The sequence below is a fragment of the Tsukamurella conjunctivitidis genome, assembly GCF_007858475.1.
Lineage (GTDB): Bacteria > Actinomycetota > Actinomycetes > Mycobacteriales > Mycobacteriaceae > Tsukamurella > Tsukamurella conjunctivitidis.
This window is the reverse complement of sequence record NZ_VIGX01000001.1, coordinates 653,813-669,987: the sequence shown is the minus strand read 5'-3', so window position 1 is coordinate 669,987 and position 16,175 is coordinate 653,813. Positions and strand designations below refer to the sequence as shown.

Here is a 16,175-nt window from a genome sequence, read left to right as displayed (position 1 = left end):
CTAGCCGCGCAGCACGTCGCGCAGGACGCCCGGCACCGCCGCGCTGATCGCGGCCGCGTGGGTCGGGGCGCCGTCCGCGGCGCGGGCCGCGGCGAGGCCGTGGACCCGCGCGGCGCAGGCGGCGGCGTCGAGCGGGGCGAGACCCGAGGCGAGGAGCTTGCCGACGAGCCCCGTGAGCACGTCGCCCGAGCCGGGCGTCGCCGCCCACGGGGAACCGGCGGTATCGGCCACGACGGTGCCGTCGGGCGCCGCGATCACGGTCACGTGCCCCTTGAGCAGCACCGTCGCGTCGAGTTCGCGGGCCGCCTCGCGCGCCGCCGCGACCCTGTCCTTGCCCACGGGGCCCACGAGCCGGGCGAACTCCCCGGCGTGCGGGGTGAGCACCGTCGGCGCGGTGCGGCCCGCCAGCAGCCCCGGGTGCTCGGCGAGCAGCGTGAGCGCGTCCGCGTCGAGCGCCGTCGGCAGGTCCTGATCGAGGACCCGGGCCAGCCGGTCGGCGGCGGCACCGTCGACGCCCATGCCCGGCCCCGCGGCCCACGCCTGCACCCGGCCGGCGGTCGCGACGCCGTCGCTCGCCACGGTCTCGGGCCAGGCGGCGAGGACCGCGTCGCGAGCGGTGCCGGCGTACCGCACCATGCCCGAGGTCGCGCGGATCGCCGCGCCGGTCGCCAGCACCGCCGCGCCGGGGTACGCCTCGCTCCCGGCCACGACGCCGAGCACGCCGAGGCTGTACTTGTCGTCGACCGGGCCGGGGACGGGCCAGAGCGCGGCCAGGTCGGCGTCGTCGTAGGCGCGGAGCTCGCCGGGGCCGAGGGCGAGCCCGATGTCGATCAGCTCGATCCGGCCGCAGCGGGCCGGGGCCAGCGCGTGCACGGGCTTGAGGGCGCCGAAGGCGACCGTGACCGCCGCGGTGACCGCGGGACCGTGCACGACCCCGGTGCGCACGTCGACGCCCGACGGGGTGTCGGCGGCGACGATCGGCGCGGTGGTCGCGGCCACGAGGTCCGCCGCCGCGGGGCGGAGCGCGCCCCGGGCGCTGATCCCGACGATGCCGTCGACCACGAGTTCGGGGCGCGACGGTGCCGCGACGACCCGCCCGCCCGCGCTCCGCAGCGCGCGCAGCCCGGCGGCGTGGGCGCGATCGGGCGCGAGCAGCACCGCCTCGACGGCGACCCCCCGCCGGCGCAGGAACGCACCCGCGAACAGCGCGTCGCCGCCGTTGTCGCCGGAGCCGACCAGCAGGGTCACGCGGCGCCCCGCCGTTCCCCCCGTGCGGGCGGCGAGCTCCGCCGCGCAGACCTGCGCGAGGCCGTACGCGGCGCGGCGCATCAGCGCACCGTCGGGCAGCGAGGTGAGGAGCGGAGCCTCCGCCGCGCGCACGGAGTCGGGATGGTGATAGTGCCGCACGCCGCCACGGTACGGCAGAGCTCGCGCGCCCGGTGGGGGTCGCGGAGCGGCCGACCTCGGCGGGCGACGGCGGTCATCCGCTAACGTGAGCGGCGTGACGGATGCGAACAAGCAGGTGAAGCAGTTGCAGCGCCGCGGGCCGCACCGCGTGCTCAAGGGCGACCTGGGCGTCGCGGGCCTGCCCGGCGTGATCTACACGCCCGAGAGCGGCTCGAACCTGCCCGCGGTGGTCTTCGCGCACGACTGGCTCACCCCGTCGAAGCGGTACACCAAAACCCTGCAGCACCTCGCGTCCTGGGGTTTCGTGGTGGCGGCCCCCGACACCGAGGGCGGCGTGCTGGGCTCCGACGGCCGGCTCGCGATCGACCTCGGCACCGCGCTCGACGTGATCACCGAGGTCCGCCTCGGCGACGGCGACATCACGGTGAACAAGGCCAAACGTTCCGTCGTCGGCCACGGCTGGGGCACCGGCGCGGCACTGATCGCCGCCGCCGCCGATTCCCGTATCGAGTGGCTCGCGGCGCTGTTCCCCGCGCCCACGTCGCCGCAGGCCGAGAAGGCCGCCACCGGGACGCACGCGAACGCCCTCCTCCTGGGCGCACCCGGCGACGAGCATTCGATGACCTCGAACGCCGGCGTCCTCTCGCTGCGTTACGCAGGGCCGACGGAGCTGCGGATCGTGTCCGACGCCGAGCCCGGTGGGCTCGCGGAGGGGATCTCGCTGCGCGGCGCGCTCGGTGCCGGAGGCGCGGACAAGAAGACGCAGAAGGCGGTCCGCGCGCTGCTCACCGGCTATCTGCTGGGCGGGCTCGCCGACGACAAGGACTACAAGGCCTTCGCCGAGGTCGGCGCGGACCTGGGCGACAGCTCCTTCGTCTGGGACCCCGACGCCGAGCCCGAGCAGCCCAGCGCGCTGCAGCGCCTCCGCAGCCTGGCCTGATCCGCCGTTCAGCCGGCGCTGAGCCAGGACTGCGGCTGCTCCGTCCGCTCGATCACCGGGATCGGCCCGGTGACCTCCGCCGGCTCCGGGGTGGCGCCCGCGACCCGCAGCAGTTCGTCGAACAGATGCTGCCGGGCGGCGATGCGCACCGCGCGGGCGTGGTCCTCCGGACGGGGATCGATGCTGCTCATCGTGGCTCCTAGGTTCCGCTGACGGCGAATTCGGCTCCGGTGCCCGCTTCCGCGGGCGCCTCGGGCGGGCAGGGCTCCCCTGCCGGGGCGGGATTCTGCCCGCCGTCGTTCGACGGCCTGGACGGGGCGGTGGGGGCGACCGGGGGCGCTGCGGCCGACGGTGTCGCGCCTGCGCCCGGGCTCGCCCCGTCCGCGGACGAGGTGGGCGTCGCGGCCCCGGTTCCCGCGCCGGTCGGCGTGGCCGCGGCACCGGCGCCCGTCGACGGCGCGCCGCCACCGGCCGTACCGTTCCCGGCGCTCCCGTCGGCCTTGCCGTCGCCGTCCTGGCCGGCCCCGGCGCTGCCCGCTTCCTTACCGGCTCCGTCCTTACCCGCTCCGTCCTTACCCGCTCCGTCCTTACCCGCTCCGTCCTTACCCGCTCCGTCCTTACCCGCTCCGTCCTCACCGTCGACGGGGGTGAGCTTGCCGTCCTCGCCGACCTTGAGGGTCGCCTTCTCCACCGTCCCGTCGGGCTTCTTCGCGGTGACCTCCACCGTCTTGCCGTCCGGGCTGAGGGTCGCGGTCACGGTGCGGCCGAGAGCATCGGTGCCCAGCACCTTCTCGTCCTTCGCGTCCTTGTCGCCGTCCTTGTCGCCGGCCTTGTCGTCCTTGTCCGCATCCTTGCCGTCGCCGGCCTTGTCCTTGTCCCCCAGGCCGAGTTGCTCGGCGATCTTGGGCAGCAGCTGCGAGAGCCACGACGATCCGCTGTCCTTCCCCGTCCCCGTCCCCGTGCCCGCGCTGGGCGTCGCGCTCGACGGGGTGGTGCTCGCACCGGTCGTGGTGGGCGTCGTGGCGCCGGTCGTGGTGGGGCTGGTGGTGGTCGGGCTCGTCGAGGTCGGGCTCGTCGACGTCGGCGTCGTCGAGGACGGGGTCGTGGAACTCGGGGAGGTGGTGGACGGCGAGGACGAGGTGGGCGACCCGCTGCCGCCCCCTCCGCCACCGCCGCTCGTGACCGGGCTCGACGGTGCCGTCGGACTCTGGGTGGTGGTCGCCGTGATCGTGCCGAACGACGGGGCGGGGAACGGCGACGCGTCGATCCCCTTCCCCGCCGCGGGCACGGCGGCGTAGGCGGCGTGGATCGCGGAGCTCGCAGTCGTGCACGCGCTGGTGAAGGCGACCAGATCCGCTCCCAACTGGTTCTCGAATCGGATTCTGACCTCGTTGAGTTCGACCGCCGTCGCCGTACCCATCGTGAGCGCGCCGAGCACCGTCATCTTGAGCCCGCTCCCCCAGCCGATGTCGAAGTCCTTGGTCGTGAACTCGCTGAGCGCGGAGATCTTGGCCGCCACGGCCGCGACCACCGCGTCCGGTACCGCCTCCGCCGCGGTCGCGGTGCGCTCGAGCACGACCGCCGCCGGCTCACTGCGGGTCTGATGCGCGTTCAGGGTGGTGACGGCGGCGCGGCCGGCGGTATCGGGCCACGCCGTCTGCACACCGGTCCGCGCCGTCGCCTGATCGGTCACGGCCTGCCTGGCCGCCGTCGCCTGCTGCCGCAGCATGACCGCGTCGCCGCGGAGCGAAGCCAGGTCGATACCGCGTTCGTTGTCGTAGTTGCGGCAGACGTAGTCACGCCAGTCGGGCCACTGCCGGAACGAGAGCCACTTCGCGATGTCCAGCATGTCCTTGAAGTACTGCAGACACGCCGCGCCGCCGTCGAGCATCTCGTCGACGGTCTTCTCCGCCACGGATCAGGCTCCGTTGACGGCATCGGCGCCGCCGTTATCGGTGGTGACGTGGGCGCTCGCCGAATTCGTCAGGCCGCTGCCGCAGGCGCGGGAGCCGAGCTGCCAGGCGTCGACGCCCTTCGCGAGCCCCTCCATCGTGGCGGCGTAGGCGGCGCCGTCCGCCTGGTACTCCCGCCCGAAATCCCCGGCCTCCGCGGTGAAGCCCCGGATCCGGCCGGCGACGGTGCCGAGGTTGTCGGCCACCGTCGAATAGCCGCCCCCGGCCTTCGAGACTGCGGCCGCGTCGATCTTCGTGCCCATGCGATCCCCCTCGCTCAGACGTCCCCTTACTCATTGGACGCACCAGCGGGCGGATCGGTTCCCCCGCGGATCGTCAGATCGCGCCGGCGGCCCGCACCGCGTCGAGGAGCCCCGCGGGGCGGGCGTCGACGGGAAGCGGCTCGACCTGCGCGAAGCCGCAGCCGATGGCGCGCGAGGCACCGTCGGCCTCGGCGCTGTCGCCCACCATGAGGACCCGCTCCGGCGGGAGCCCGAGGGCTGCGGTGGCGGCGCGGAAGACGGCGAGGTCCGGCTTCGCGTGCCCCACCTCGAAGGAGAGGACGAACGCGTCGACCAGGGAGTCGATGCCCTCCCGCGCGAAGGCCGGGCGGATGTCGTAGCCGATGTTCGACAGCACGCCGATCTTGAGGCCGGCATCGCGCGCGGCGCGCAGCACGGCCGCCGTGTCCGGGTAGATCGTCCAGTTCAGCGGGTTCGAGAACTCGCCGTAGAGCCGCTCCCGTTCCCCCGCGTCGGCGACGCCCGAGTGCTCGAGGACGTGCAGGTACGCGCCGCGATGGTCGGCGGACGAGAGGTCGCGCGCGTGCGCCGTGCATCCTCGTCCATCGGCACGGGCTCCCCGACGGGCACCGTCATGCGGTGCAGGAGTTCGCGCTGGGCGGTGTCATCGAGGTCGCGCCCCTCGGCATCGGTGAGCCCGGCGAACCAGGCGGTGTCCGGCTCGAGCCGGAAGAGCGTTCCCGAGAAGTCGAACAGCACGCCGGCGTAGCCGGTCCCACCCGTTGTCATAGCCCACACCGTACCGGCTATGAAAACGTTTCGACAGGCAGTGTCAGGAGATGAGACCCGCGAGGCGCTCCGCGGTGCCGCGGGCCACCTCCTCGGTGGGCGCCTCGACCATGACGCGGACCAGCGGCTCCGTGCCCGACGGGCGCAGCAGGATCCGGCCGGCCTCGCCCAGCGCGGCCTCCTCGGCGGCCAGCGCGGCGACCAGGTCCGACGAGGCCATCGCCGCCGCCTTGTCGATCACCTTGACGTTGACCAGCACCTGCGGCAGGACGGTCAGCACCGACGCCAGCTCCGCCAGCGACGAGCCGGTCTGCGCCATCCGCTCCATCAGTTTGAGGCCGGTGAGGACCCCGTCGCCGGTGGTACCGAGGGCCGGCAGCACGATGTGACCGGACTGCTCGCCGCCCAGCGCGTAGCCGCCGGTCCGCAGCTCCTCGAGGACGTACCGGTCGCCCACCGCGGCGGTCCGCAGCGAGATGCCCGCGGCCTTCATCGCGAGGTGCAGGCCGAGGTTGCTCATCACCGTGGCGACCAGCGTGTGCTCGGTGAGCTCGCCGGCCTCCTCCATCGCGATGGCGAGGATCGCCATGATGGCGTCGCCGTCGATGGTGCGGCCGGCCGCGTCGATGGCGAGGCAGCGGTCCGCGTCGCCGTCGTGGCCGAGCCCCAGGTCCGCCTCGTGCGCCAGCACCGCCGCGCGCAGGCTCTCGAGGTGCGTGGAGCCGCAATCCCGGTTGATGTTGAGGCCGTCGGGATCGTCGTGGATGGCGATCACTTCGGCGCCCGCGTCGCGGTAGGCCCGCGCGGCCACCGTCGAGGCGGCGCCGTTGGCCGCGTCGACGACCACCTTCAGTCCGGAGAGCGAGACGTGCACCGCCGACTCGAGGTGCGCGACGTACCGGTCGACGGCGTCGAAGGCCCGCTTGACGCGGCCGATCGCGGCGCCCGTCGGGCGGGGCGGCGCGGGATCGTCGAGGGCGGCCTCGATGGCGTCCTCCTGCGCGTCCTCCAGCTTGTGGCCGCCCCGGGCGAAGAACTTGATGCCGTTGTCCGGCATGGGATTGTGCGAGGCGGAGATCATCACGCCGAGCGCGGCGTCGTACTCGGCCACCAGGTGCGCGACGGCCGGCGTCGGCATCACGCCGACGAGCAGCACGTCGACGCCCGCGCTGGTCAGGCCCGCGGAGACCGCGGCGGAGAGCATCTCCGACGATGCCCTCGGGTCCCAGCCGACGACCGCGAAGGGCCGCTCACGGCCTTCCAGTTCGTGCGCGCCGAGCACGGCCGCCGCTGCGGCGGACAGCCGCAGTGCCAGATCGGCGGTCAGGTCCTTGTTGGCCAGGCCGCGCACACCGTCGGTCCCGAACAGACGCCCCATGGGTCATACCTCGCTGAAGAAAGAAGAGGGAGGAGGCGAACCGGCCCCGCGGCCGGTCGCGCGTACCGCCATGACGGCGGCGAAGGAGGTGGAAACGAGACCAGGGCAGGCGCCCGCACGGATGCGGGTGCCTGCCCTGGTGAAAGCCTGCAATCAGCGCTTGCTGTACTGCGAAGCCTTGCGGGCCTTCTTCAGGCCGTACTTCTTGCGCTCGACGGCACGCGGGTCACGCGTGAGGAAGCCGGCGCGCTTGAGCGCGGGGCGGTCCTCGGGGGAGACCTCGATCAGCGCGCGGGCGATGGCGAGGCGCAGCGCGCCCGCCTGGCCCGACGGGCCGCCACCGGTGAGGTTGGCGGCGATGTCGAAGGACTCGAGGCGCTCAACGGTGTTCAGCGGGTCCTTCACCAGCTGCTGGTGCAGCTTGTTGGGGAAGTAGTCCTCGATGGTGCGGCCGTTCAGCACGAAGTTGCCGGTGCCGGCGGTCAGGCGCACGCGGACCACGGCCTCCTTGCGGCGGCCGACGGTCTGGACGGGGCGCTCGACGACGACCGGGCCACGGGGGGCGCGGGTCTCGGCGGCGGCCTCAGGGGTCTCCGAGGTGTACTCGTTGGGAACGACCTCGGCGTCGGACTCGTTGTTCTCGATCGTGTCGCTCACTGCTGCGCCACCTGCTTGATCTCGTAGGGAACCGGCTGCTGCGCGGTGTGGGGGTGGTTCGGGCCGGCGTAGACCTTCAGCTTGCCGCCGATGGCGCTGCCCAGCTTGTTCTTGGGGATCATGCCCAGAACAGCCTTCTGCACCACGCGCTCCGGGTTCTTGGAGCCGAGCACCTCACCGATCGAGCGCGAGCTCAGGCCGCCCGGGAAACCCGAGTGCCGGTAGTGCCGCTTGTCGGTGAGCTTGGCGCCCGAGAGGGCGACCTTCTCAGCGTTGATGATGATGACGTAGTCGCCGCTGTCCACGTTGGGGGCGTAGGTCGGCTTGTGCTTGCCGCGCAGCAGGTTGGCAGCTGCGACGGCGAGGCGGCCGAGCACCACGTCGGATGCGTCGATGACGTGCCACTGGTGGGTCACGTCACCCGCCTTCGGGGTGTAAGTAGGCACAGGAGATCCTCTGCTCGATGGTTCGGTGCCGGTCCTGCGTGCGGCAAGAGCACTCCCGGCGACCAACGGAGACCCGGGACCCGACTCCGCGTCACCCCCGAGAGGGCAGCGCGGTGCCACACACCAGCGGACCAGAGTACGCGGGTGCCCACCCGCAGGTCAAAACGTCGCCGACGGTACCCGCGCCCCCGCACTGGCCGCACCATCCGCCGCGGGCGCGCCGGCGGCCCTGCGCCGGTTTCAGGGTGCCGCCCCGGGTCTTCCCCGATGTGCTCGCGCACCGTCGGAAATTACCGTTTCGTTCCATGACGACCACGACTGTGGAGACGCCCGCGGCGCCCGCATCCGAGACCCCGCCCCCGCGCTGGAACACCGCCCAGCTGATCGGCTTCCGCCTGCTGTTCACCCTCGGTGGCGGCCTGACGATCCTGTCCGTCTTCGGCAGCCTGCAGTTCGCGCCCGTGATGTCCGTCGTGCAGGGGCCCTTCGCCCGCATCGGCGCGCTGGTCACCGGGACCCCGCTGGAACTGCCGGAGTTGTCCAACTCGGGCGATTCGATGAGCATCTGGCAGTACCACATCGGGTGGGCCGTGGTCGCCGTCGCGATCACCGCGCTCTGGACGCTCCTGGACCGGGGGCGCAGCGACTACCGCAGCCTCGGCGGCCTGCTCTGGCAGGTGGGCCGCATCGCGCTGGCGAGCGGGATGATCTTCTACGGTCTCGGCAAGGCGATCCCGACCCAGATGGCGAGCATGCAGCTGCCGACCTACGCCCTGCAGCCCGCGGGGGACATCAGCCGGATGAACATGCTGTGGGGCTTCATGGGAGCCTCCGACGGGTACTCGATCGTCACCGGCCTGGTCGAGCTGATCTCGGGGCTGCTCCTGCTGTCGCGCCGCACGTGGATCCTGGGCGCGCTCGGATCGATCGTCTCCATGGTGCAGGTGCTGCTCATGGACAGCTTCTACAACGTGCCGGTGAAGTTCCTCTGCTTCGAGTTCCTGGTGATCGCGATCGCCCTGCTCGCCCCGCAGTGGCTGAACCTGATCCGCGCCGGCTTCGGGCGCGCCACCGGGCCCACGCCGGCGATCTGGCCCGCCGCCGGCGCCGACCGCACCTGGCTGCGGCGCACCGGGAAGGGCGTGGCGGTGCTGGCGATCGTCGCGATCGCGGGGGTCGGCCTGGCCGCCGGGGTCATGATGAAGTCCGCGCTCTCGGAGACGCGCGGCGACGTCGACGGCACCTGGCACGCCACGTCCTTCCGCGTCGACGGCCGCGAGGCCGAGCTGTCCACCGACCCCGCGTGGATCAACGTCGCCATCACGTACCGCGGGCGCGGGATCTGGGAGGCCGCGGGCGAGACGTACAACGCCTTCGTCACGCAGGACTCCGCCGCGCGGGTGACACCGTGGCTGCTCGACGTGAGCGACTCCACCCTCACGATCAAGCCCCGCAAGTCCGGTCCGGAGACGGTGCTGCAGTACACCCAGCCCGACCGCGACCACCTGACGATCACCGGGCAGGTCGACGGCCGCGGGATCGCGGCGGCCTACGAGCGGCGCCCGATGAAGCGGGATTCCGAGCCCCTCCGCTTCACCCACCCGGAGCCCGACACCGACGCCCCGACGCTCGACTTCCCCTGATCCCGGGTTACATCTGTCACTAGGAGTGGTCATGAGTGAGCCATACGATCGGGGCATGAGCGCACCCCGGAACCCTGCGGGCCCGCCCGGCCCGGCACCGTCGACCTCGCCGTCCACCGTCACCGCTCTCCCGCCGGGTCGGCCGACCGGTCAGGGCGCGCCACTCCCGCCCGCCCCCTCCGCGCCGGAGCCGCGGTGGACGCGCGCGCAGATGCTCGCCTTCCGCCTGCTGTTCGTGATCGGCGGCGGGATCCTGCTGCTCTCGCTGTACGGCAACGCGGGGCTCGCCGTCCTGTGGAAATCGACCGGCATCTGGTGGCTGCTCGCCCAGATCGGCAGCTACATCAGCCGGGGCGAGGGCGTCGACATCGTCCTCTCCGCGGGCGGCGACAGCCTGTGGCAGTGGTGCATGCACCTCGGCTGGATCGTCGTGGGACTGGTGATCGTGGCGGTGTGGACTGCGCTCGACCGCGACCGCCCGAACTACCGCTCCCTCCTCGGGCTCCTCGCCGTGCTGGCGAGGTACGTGCTGGCGGTCTCGATGCTGTTCTACGGCATCGCGAAGGTGCTCCCCACGCAGATGGGCTTCATGTCGATGCCCGCGCACCAGCTGCAGCTCACCGGTGATACCAGCATGTTCGCGACGCTCTGGGGGTTCATGGGCGCGTCGATCCCCTACATGGTGGTCACCGGGCTCATCGAGATGACGGCCGGCGTCCTCCTACTGTGGCGGCGCACCGCCGTGCTGGGCTCGCTGGTGGCGATCGTCGCGATGGCCCAGGTCTTCCTGCTCAACCTGTTCTACGACGTGCCCGTGAAGATCGTGTCGGGTGAGCTGTTGCTCGTGGCGATCGCGCTCACGGCGCCCTACGTTCCGAACCTGTTGCGGGCGGCGCTCAATCGCCCGACGGCGACGCCCGTGGTCCCGATGCCCGTGGCGGGTGCGGGCCGGTCCTGGGCCCGGATCACCGGTCAGGTGGTGAAGTTCGGCATCGTCGCGGTGATGATGGCCGTGCTCGCCGCGAGCGGCGTCCTCATGACCTACATCATGCACACCCCCCGCTCCGACCTCGACGGGGTCTGGAGCGCAACGTCGTTCACGATCGACGGCGCTCCGGCCGGGGTCGTGCAGCGGGACCCGGCGCCGTGGTCGAACGTGGCGATCACGCTGCGCGGCAGCGACACCAACGCGACGATCAAGCAGTTCAGCACGGGGTAGGACAGCGTGGTGACGCAGGATCCCTCGGGCCGGACGACGCCGTGGATGCTCGAGGTCGACGGCGACGTGCTCGCGCTGCGCGCGAAGCAGGGCGACGCGCCCCTGCGCGTGACGGCCCGACTCGACGGCGACCGGCTTCGGCTGAGCGGCACCGTCGACGGCAAGAACATCGAGGGCGTCTACGAGCGCCGGGCCATGAAACGGGACGGTTCGCACTTCCGGTTCGTTCAGCCCGACGATCCCGGCGCCATCGGCCCGGAACAAGGAGGTTCATGACATGACCAGGCCCTTCCGATTCGCGGTGACCGCACTGCCGGTGCCCCAGCTCGGCGACTGGGCGACGTACGCCCGATCGGTCGAGTCCGACGGATTCGACGTGCTCGCGCTGCCCGAGAACTACCCGCTGCCGGACGGTTTCACGTCGGCGGCGGTGGCGCTCGGCGCGACCTCGACGCTGGAGGTGGCGAACTACGTGGTCGCCTCTCCCCTGCACGACCCGAAGCACGCGGCGTGGCAGGCGCATTCGCTCGCGACGATCAGCGGTGGCCGGTTCCGGTTCGGCATCGGCACCGGGCGGCCCGACGTGGCCGCCGACGCCGCGGCCCTCGGCGTGCCCTTCGGGACGGGCGCGGAACGCCTGGCCCGGGTGGTGGACACCCTCGACGCGCTCGCCGCGCTCGACGGTGCCGGCCACACCCCGGTGCTCATGGCCGCGGGCGGTCCGAAGGCCCTCGCGGTGGCGCGGGAGCGGGCGGACACGGTCGCCGTGGCGACCCCGCCGACGACCACGGCGCAGCAGCTCGCCGAACTCACGGCGCCGCTGCGGGACCGGGTGGAACTGGCGACCTCCATCTTCGCGGTGAACGGCGTCGCACCCGATTACGTGAACGCCTTCATCGGCACCGATCTCGACGCCCTGCGCGCGGTGGATTCCCCCGCGCTGGTGGACGGCTCGGTGGAGGAGATCTGCGAGACCCTGATCCGCCGGCGCGAGGAGTACGGTTTCTCGCTGATCGTGCTGGGCGGGCACACGCTGCAGGCGATGCGCCCGGTGGTCTCGCGCCTGGCGGGGACGTGATGCGCCGACGGTGCCCCTCCCCCACGATCTGGGCGCATGATGGAGGCATGCGCCCAGAACTGAGGTCCGTGCCCGGTGCCGCCCCGCGGGGCGTGGTCTTCGGGGATCCGCACGTCACGCCCGACGGGACGACGGTGATCACCGTCTCCCGGGTGCGGCGCCGACGCAGCGGCGAGGACCGGGTCTCAGCGATCGGCGTCTACACCGTCCGCGATGGGCAGGCGGTGTGGTCGCCGGCCGTCGACGCGGACCGCATCGCCCTGCTGGGCGTGGCGACGGGACTCATCGCCGCGACGCTGGCCTCGCTCGCCGTGCTGCGGAAGCCGCCGTGGCCGGCGATGACGGGGTCGATCACGGTGCACCGGGACCGGTAGCACTCTCCGGCTCGTCGACCATCGCGACCTGCACCAGCTCGACGCCACGTGCGCGGGAGACCCAGGTGCCGCGGCCGGGTGGTTGCGGCGACATCTTGACCGCACCGAGGACGGTGCCCTCCTCCCGGGAGCCGCTCATCACGAGGCCGTCGGCCGCGAGGTCGCGGATGCGAGCGAGGAAGCTCTCGTACAGGCCGCGGGCGAGACCGCCGCTGCGGCGGGCGATGATCACCTTGAGACCGACGTCGCGCGCCTGGGGCAGCAGCTCCAGCAGCGGCGCCAGCGGGTTACCCGCCGCGCTCGCGACCAGGTCGTAGTCGTCGACGATGAGGTAGATGTCGGGCCCGGTCCACCACGAGCGGTCCTTGAGCTGCTGCGGCGTCACGTCCGCGCCAGGGCAGCGCTCGCGCAGGACCCGCACGAGGTGCGTGACCATCGGCGTCAACGCGTCCGACGACGAGGCGTAGCCCGCGAGGTGATCCCCCTCGATCGCGCCGAGGAGCGTCCGGCGGTAGTCGACGAGCACGATCTTCGTCTGTTGCGGGGTGCCGCCGGCGACGAGGCCGGCGATGATCGTCCGCAGCGTCTCGGTCTTGCCGCACTCGCTGTCGCCCAGTACGAGGAAGAAGGGCTGCGTCTCGAACTGCAGCGTCGCCGCCGCGAGCTCGGACTCCCCCACACCGAAGACGGTGTGCGTCGGCGGCGCGTCCCGGCGCGCCGGGATCCGATCGCGGAGCACCAGGTCGGGCAGCATCCGTACCTCGGGCGCGTGGTCGGCGCAGCGCTCACCGATCTCGGCGACCAGGGCCTCCTGCGCCGCGGGCAGGTCCTCGGATCCGGCCCCGCAGGGAAGCGCCACGAGCATGTGCAACTGCTCCGAGGTGATGCCGCGGCCCGGGCGGCCGACGGGCACCGAACCGGCGACGCGGCGCCCCATCTCCGAATCCATCGGGTCGCCCAGCCGTAGTTCGATCCGGGTTCCGAGCTGGTCCTTCACGGCGGGGCGCACCTCGCCCCACCGCGACGCGGCGATCACCAGATGCACCCCGTAGGAGAGGCCCTGCGCGGCGATCGCGTTGACCTGCGGCTCGAGCGGTTCGAACTCGCTGCGCAGCACCTGCCAGCCGTCGATCACGAGGAAGACGTCACCGAACGGGTCGGTTCCGGCGGCCGGGTGTGCGCGGTACTGCTCCATCGAGGCGACGCCGTGCTCGCGGAAGGCGGCCTCGCGACGACGGATCACGCCCGTCACCTCCGCGACGGTACGTCGCACCCGGTCCGGGTCGAGGCGGCCCGCGACCGAACCGACGTGCGGGATTCCCGCGATGCTGGCGAGCGAACCGCCGCCGAAGTCCAGCGCGTAGAACTGCACCTGCCGCGGGGTGTGCGTGAGCGCCGCCGAGGCGATGAGTGTGCGCAGGGCCGTGGACTTCCCCGATTGCGGCCCGCCGACGACCGCGACGTTGCCCTGCGCGCCGTTGAGGTCCACGACCAGGAGGTCGCGACGCTGGTCGTAGGGCCGGTCGACGACGCCGATCGCGACCCGCAGCGGGGTGGAGTCGGTCCGCCGCAGGTGCTGTGCGAGTTCGCCCACGGCGGAGGACTCGTCGAGCGGCGGCAGCCAGACCTCGTGTGCCGGAAGGCCGTGACCGGCCAGTCGCGCGACCATGGTCTGCAGGAGCGACGGTGCGCCCACCGCCGGCCCGGCTGCGCCCGGCCGGTGCGACGTGGACGCGGGGTCCCCCGGCTGGGCGGGGATCCGCATGAGCCCCTCGGGCAGCCCGGACGAGCGGCGTCGCTCGATCGGGGCCGGGGCGTTGAGGTACTCCCGGACCGCGGCGCCGGCCGTCGTGCCCCGGCGGGCCGTCGACGCCGCGGAGGTGGGCGGCTCGTACTCGCCCGAGACGTAGCTGGCGTGGAAGCGGCGCGGTGGATCCGCGTCGAACTTGAGGTAGCCCGCGCCGGGCGTCGACGGCAGATGATACGCGTCCGGCACGCCGAGTACGGCGCGGGATTCGCTGGCGGAGAATGTTTTCAGCCCGATCCGATAGGACAGGTGCGAGTCGAGACCGCGCAGCTTGCCCTCCTCGAGCCGCTGCGAGGCCAGCAGGAGGTGGATGTGCAGCGACCGGCCGAGGCGGCCGATCGCGACGAACAGCTCCGCGAAATCCGGTTTCTGCGAGAGCAGTTCGGAGAACTCGTCCACGATGACGACGAGCGCGGGCAACGGTTCGAGCGGGGCGCCCGCGCGGCGCGCCTTCTCGTACTCGCCGACGTTGGCGAAGTTTCCCGCCCTGCGCAGCACCTCCTGCCGGCGGTTCATCTCGCCGGAGAGCGCGTCGCGCATGCGGTCGACCATCGCGATCTCCTCCTCGAGGTTCGTGATGACCGCGGCGACGTGGTTGAGCGTCTCGAGGCCGAGGAAGGTGGCGCCGCCCTTGAAGTCCACGAGCACGAGATTCAGCGCCTCCGGCGGGTGCGTCGCGACCATCGACAGCACCAGGGTGCGGAGGAATTCGCTCTTGCCGGAACCCGTGGCGCCGATGCAGAGGCCGTGGGGGCCCATGCCGTTCTCGGCGGCCTCCTTGAGGTCGATCTCCACCGGCTCGCCCCGCGGCCCCACTCCGATCGGCACCCGCAGCCGTTCGCGGGCGGTGCGCTCGCGCCACACGGTCTCGGGCGTGATCGCGGCGGCGTCGGTGATCCCGATCAGTGCGGGCAGGCCGGGATCGGTCGCGCCCGCGTCACCGTCGAAATCGAGGAGCTCCGCCATCGACGCCGGCCGGAACCGCCCGATCCGGCGCGCCGTGGCCTGCGCCGCACCCGCGGTGACCGCGTCCGGCTGCGCGAAGTACTCGACGCCGGCCGCGCTGCGTGCGCCGAGTCGCCGGGCGTCGTCGATCACGAGGTGCAGGCCGCCGCGAACGGCGAGAGCGTCGGGCTCGGGCGAGAGATCGAGCACCGTGACACCGTCGATCCCGACCGCGGCGTCGAGCGCGCCTCCGGGGGTCACCGCGATGCCACGGTCCAGCAGGATCACGACGTGCGTCCGGGTGGGATCGACGGGAGCGGAGCGCGCGAACGGACCGCGATCGGCGAGCTCCGGGGCGATCGCGTCCTCGAGTTCCGCGGCCGAGCCGTAGACCGTGCGCACCGGCCCCAGGCCGTCGCACTCCGTGGGATGTGCCGCGTGTGGAAGCCACTTCAGCCAGCCCCATTCGGCGGAGTCGACGTCGGGCGTGGCGGCGACGATCCGCACGTGGTCGGGGCCGTGCAGCGCGGCGAGGGAGAGGAGCATCGCGCGGGCCGTGTCGAAGACCTCGGCGCGTGGGCCGCTCAGCCCGACGGCGGGGAATCCGCGTAGGGCCACGGCGACGGGCAGTCCGGGCACCGAGGCGCCGTGCCGGACGAACCGGCGCAGCGCCACCGTCGACACCGGCTCGAGGTCCTCGAGCGGGCCGGTCTCCGGCGGGACGAGGCGGGTGGCGAGACGCTGGCTGCCGACCCCGACGCGCACATGGAGGAAGTCGGGATCGGCGGGCCTGCGCTCCCACATCCGGCGCGTGCCGACGCAGCCGGGGAGCGCGGCCGGATCGGGATGGATCCATTCGAGGGCGGCCCGCTGCTCGGTCCGGGTGCGGTCCACCTGGGAGCGGATCTGCCCCAGGTAGCGCAGGTAGTCCTTGCGGTCCTCGTTGAGCTCCGCCGCGGACGCGCCGTTGCCGCGGTTGTTCATGCCGTACATGCCGAACATCGACATGAGCATCATGATCGGGAACATCATCATGAACGGGCTCTGCATCATGGCGCTGCCCGAGGTGAACATCAGCGCGATCATGCCGATCACGGCGACCACCATGACCACCGGCAGGAGCTTGGCGAGCAACCCGCCCGGGACGGCGCGCGGGATCTCGGGCGGCGCCTGGAGCGCCACCTCGCCGCCCGGCGTGCGCGGCGGCGCGAGTCGCTGCTTGCGCGCGAAACCCTCTGTGACCGGCTCGAAAACCAGGTCGGTCGTGTCAGCCACGCTGGGCCTCCCCCGAGACTGCG

At 72.7% G+C, this 16,175-nt stretch carries 14 protein-coding genes and 1 pseudogene; 6 read left to right on the top strand and 9 right to left on the bottom strand.

Translation table 11 applies throughout. The features are described from left to right. Positions 1 to 1,407 (bottom strand): NAD(P)H-hydrate dehydratase, encoded by a 1,407-nt coding sequence (locus FK530_RS03205; RefSeq protein WP_146485492.1) that lies wholly within the window; start codon positions 1,405 to 1,407, stop codon positions 1 to 3. Positions 1,408 to 1,501: 94 nt separating this feature from the next. On the opposite strand from FK530_RS03205, the gene FK530_RS03200 reads away from it, so the two are divergent. Continuing rightward, on the top strand, positions 1,502 to 2,347 hold the full coding sequence (locus FK530_RS03200; RefSeq protein ID WP_231706473.1) for a dienelactone hydrolase family protein: 846 nt from the start codon (positions 1,502 to 1,504) through the stop codon (positions 2,345 to 2,347). An 8-nt stretch (positions 2,348 to 2,355) separates the two neighbouring features. On the opposite strand, the gene FK530_RS03195 is transcribed toward FK530_RS03200, so the two are convergent. From FK530_RS03195 to rplM, 7 genes and pseudogenes are all read right to left on the bottom strand, one after another. Then, positions 2,356 to 2,538, bottom strand: a complete 183-nt coding sequence (locus FK530_RS03195) for a hypothetical protein (RefSeq protein ID WP_146485490.1) — start codon at positions 2,536 to 2,538, stop codon at positions 2,356 to 2,358. 8 nt (positions 2,539 to 2,546) lie between these two features. Beyond that, a complete protein-coding gene (locus FK530_RS26305; protein ID WP_146485489.1) occupies positions 2,547 to 4,262 on the bottom strand; it encodes a hypothetical protein in 1,716 nt (571 codons plus the stop codon). A gap of 3 nt (positions 4,263 to 4,265) precedes the next feature. Continuing rightward, a complete protein-coding gene (locus tag FK530_RS03185; RefSeq protein ID WP_146485488.1) occupies positions 4,266 to 4,562 on the bottom strand; it encodes a hypothetical protein in 297 nt (98 codons plus the stop codon). Positions 4,563 to 4,635: 73 nt separating this feature from the next. After that, positions 4,636 to 5,330: pseudogene (locus FK530_RS03180) on the bottom strand (HAD family hydrolase). 43 nt (positions 5,331 to 5,373) lie between these two features. Beyond that, positions 5,374 to 6,708 carry a phosphoglucosamine mutase gene (gene glmM / locus FK530_RS03175; RefSeq protein WP_146485487.1) on the bottom strand — a complete coding sequence of 445 codons (1,335 nt, stop codon included), beginning with the start codon at positions 6,706 to 6,708 and terminating at the stop codon, positions 5,374 to 5,376. A 153-nt stretch (positions 6,709 to 6,861) separates the two neighbouring features. Continuing rightward, positions 6,862 to 7,365 (bottom strand): 30S ribosomal protein S9, encoded by a 504-nt coding sequence (gene rpsI / locus FK530_RS03170; protein WP_146485486.1) that lies wholly within the window; start codon positions 7,363 to 7,365, stop codon positions 6,862 to 6,864. After that, complete coding sequence (rplM, locus tag FK530_RS03165) at positions 7,362 to 7,811, bottom strand: 50S ribosomal protein L13 (protein WP_146485485.1); 450 nt, start codon at positions 7,809 to 7,811, stop codon at positions 7,362 to 7,364. Before rplM ends, rpsI begins: the two co-directional genes overlap by 4 nt. 305 nt (positions 7,812 to 8,116) lie before the next feature. Here rplM and FK530_RS03160 point away from each other — a divergent pair, with 305 nt between their 5' ends. Genes FK530_RS03160 through FK530_RS03140 form a run of 5 tightly spaced genes read left to right on the top strand, consistent with a single transcriptional unit; the run spans position 8,117 to position 12,125 of the window. Continuing rightward, positions 8,117 to 9,454: a hypothetical protein gene (locus FK530_RS03160; protein WP_146485484.1), complete on the top strand. Its 1,338-nt coding sequence runs from the start codon at positions 8,117 to 8,119 to the stop codon at positions 9,452 to 9,454. A 55-nt stretch (positions 9,455 to 9,509) separates the two neighbouring features. Beyond that, positions 9,510 to 10,673 carry a hypothetical protein gene (locus FK530_RS03155; protein ID WP_146485483.1) on the top strand — a complete coding sequence of 388 codons (1,164 nt, stop codon included), beginning with the start codon at positions 9,510 to 9,512 and terminating at the stop codon, positions 10,671 to 10,673. Between the two features lie 9 nt (positions 10,674 to 10,682). Beyond that, positions 10,683 to 10,949: a hypothetical protein gene (locus FK530_RS03150; protein WP_146485482.1), complete on the top strand. Its 267-nt coding sequence runs from the start codon at positions 10,683 to 10,685 to the stop codon at positions 10,947 to 10,949. A 1-nt stretch (position 10,950) separates the two neighbouring features. Continuing rightward, positions 10,951 to 11,751: an LLM class flavin-dependent oxidoreductase gene (locus FK530_RS03145; protein ID WP_146485481.1), complete on the top strand. Its 801-nt coding sequence runs from the start codon at positions 10,951 to 10,953 to the stop codon at positions 11,749 to 11,751. Between the two features lie 47 nt (positions 11,752 to 11,798). Then, positions 11,799 to 12,125, top strand: coding sequence for a hypothetical protein (locus FK530_RS03140; RefSeq protein WP_146485480.1), 327 nt, complete (start codon positions 11,799 to 11,801; stop codon positions 12,123 to 12,125). On the opposite strand, the gene eccCa is transcribed toward FK530_RS03140, so the two are convergent. Next, entirely contained in the window at positions 12,103 to 16,152 is a 4,050-nt protein-coding gene (gene eccCa, locus FK530_RS03135; protein WP_231706472.1) for a type VII secretion protein EccCa, read from the bottom strand. The genes FK530_RS03140 and eccCa overlap by 23 nt on opposite strands. Positions 16,153 to 16,175 lie beyond the last annotated feature (23 nt).

Excerpts from the sequence above, each read along its gene's own strand:
- FK530_RS03160 (WP_146485484.1), top strand. The coding sequence starts at position 8,117 with ATGACGACCACGACTGTGGAGACGCCCGCGGCGCCCGCATCCGAGACC.
- glmM (WP_146485487.1), bottom strand. The coding sequence starts at position 6,708 with ATGGGGCGTCTGTTCGGGACCGACGGTGTGCGCGGCCTGGCCAACAAG.
- FK530_RS03140 (WP_146485480.1), top strand. The coding sequence starts at position 11,799 with ATGCGCCCAGAACTGAGGTCCGTGCCCGGTGCCGCCCCGCGGGGCGTG.
- FK530_RS03195 (WP_146485490.1), bottom strand. The coding sequence starts at position 2,538 with ATGAGCAGCATCGATCCCCGTCCGGAGGACCACGCCCGCGCGGTGCGC.
- FK530_RS03145 (WP_146485481.1), top strand. The coding sequence starts at position 10,951 with ATGACCAGGCCCTTCCGATTCGCGGTGACCGCACTGCCGGTGCCCCAG.
- FK530_RS03185 (WP_146485488.1), bottom strand. The coding sequence starts at position 4,562 with ATGGGCACGAAGATCGACGCGGCCGCAGTCTCGAAGGCCGGGGGCGGC.
- FK530_RS03155 (WP_146485483.1), top strand. The coding sequence starts at position 9,510 with ATGAGCGCACCCCGGAACCCTGCGGGCCCGCCCGGCCCGGCACCGTCG.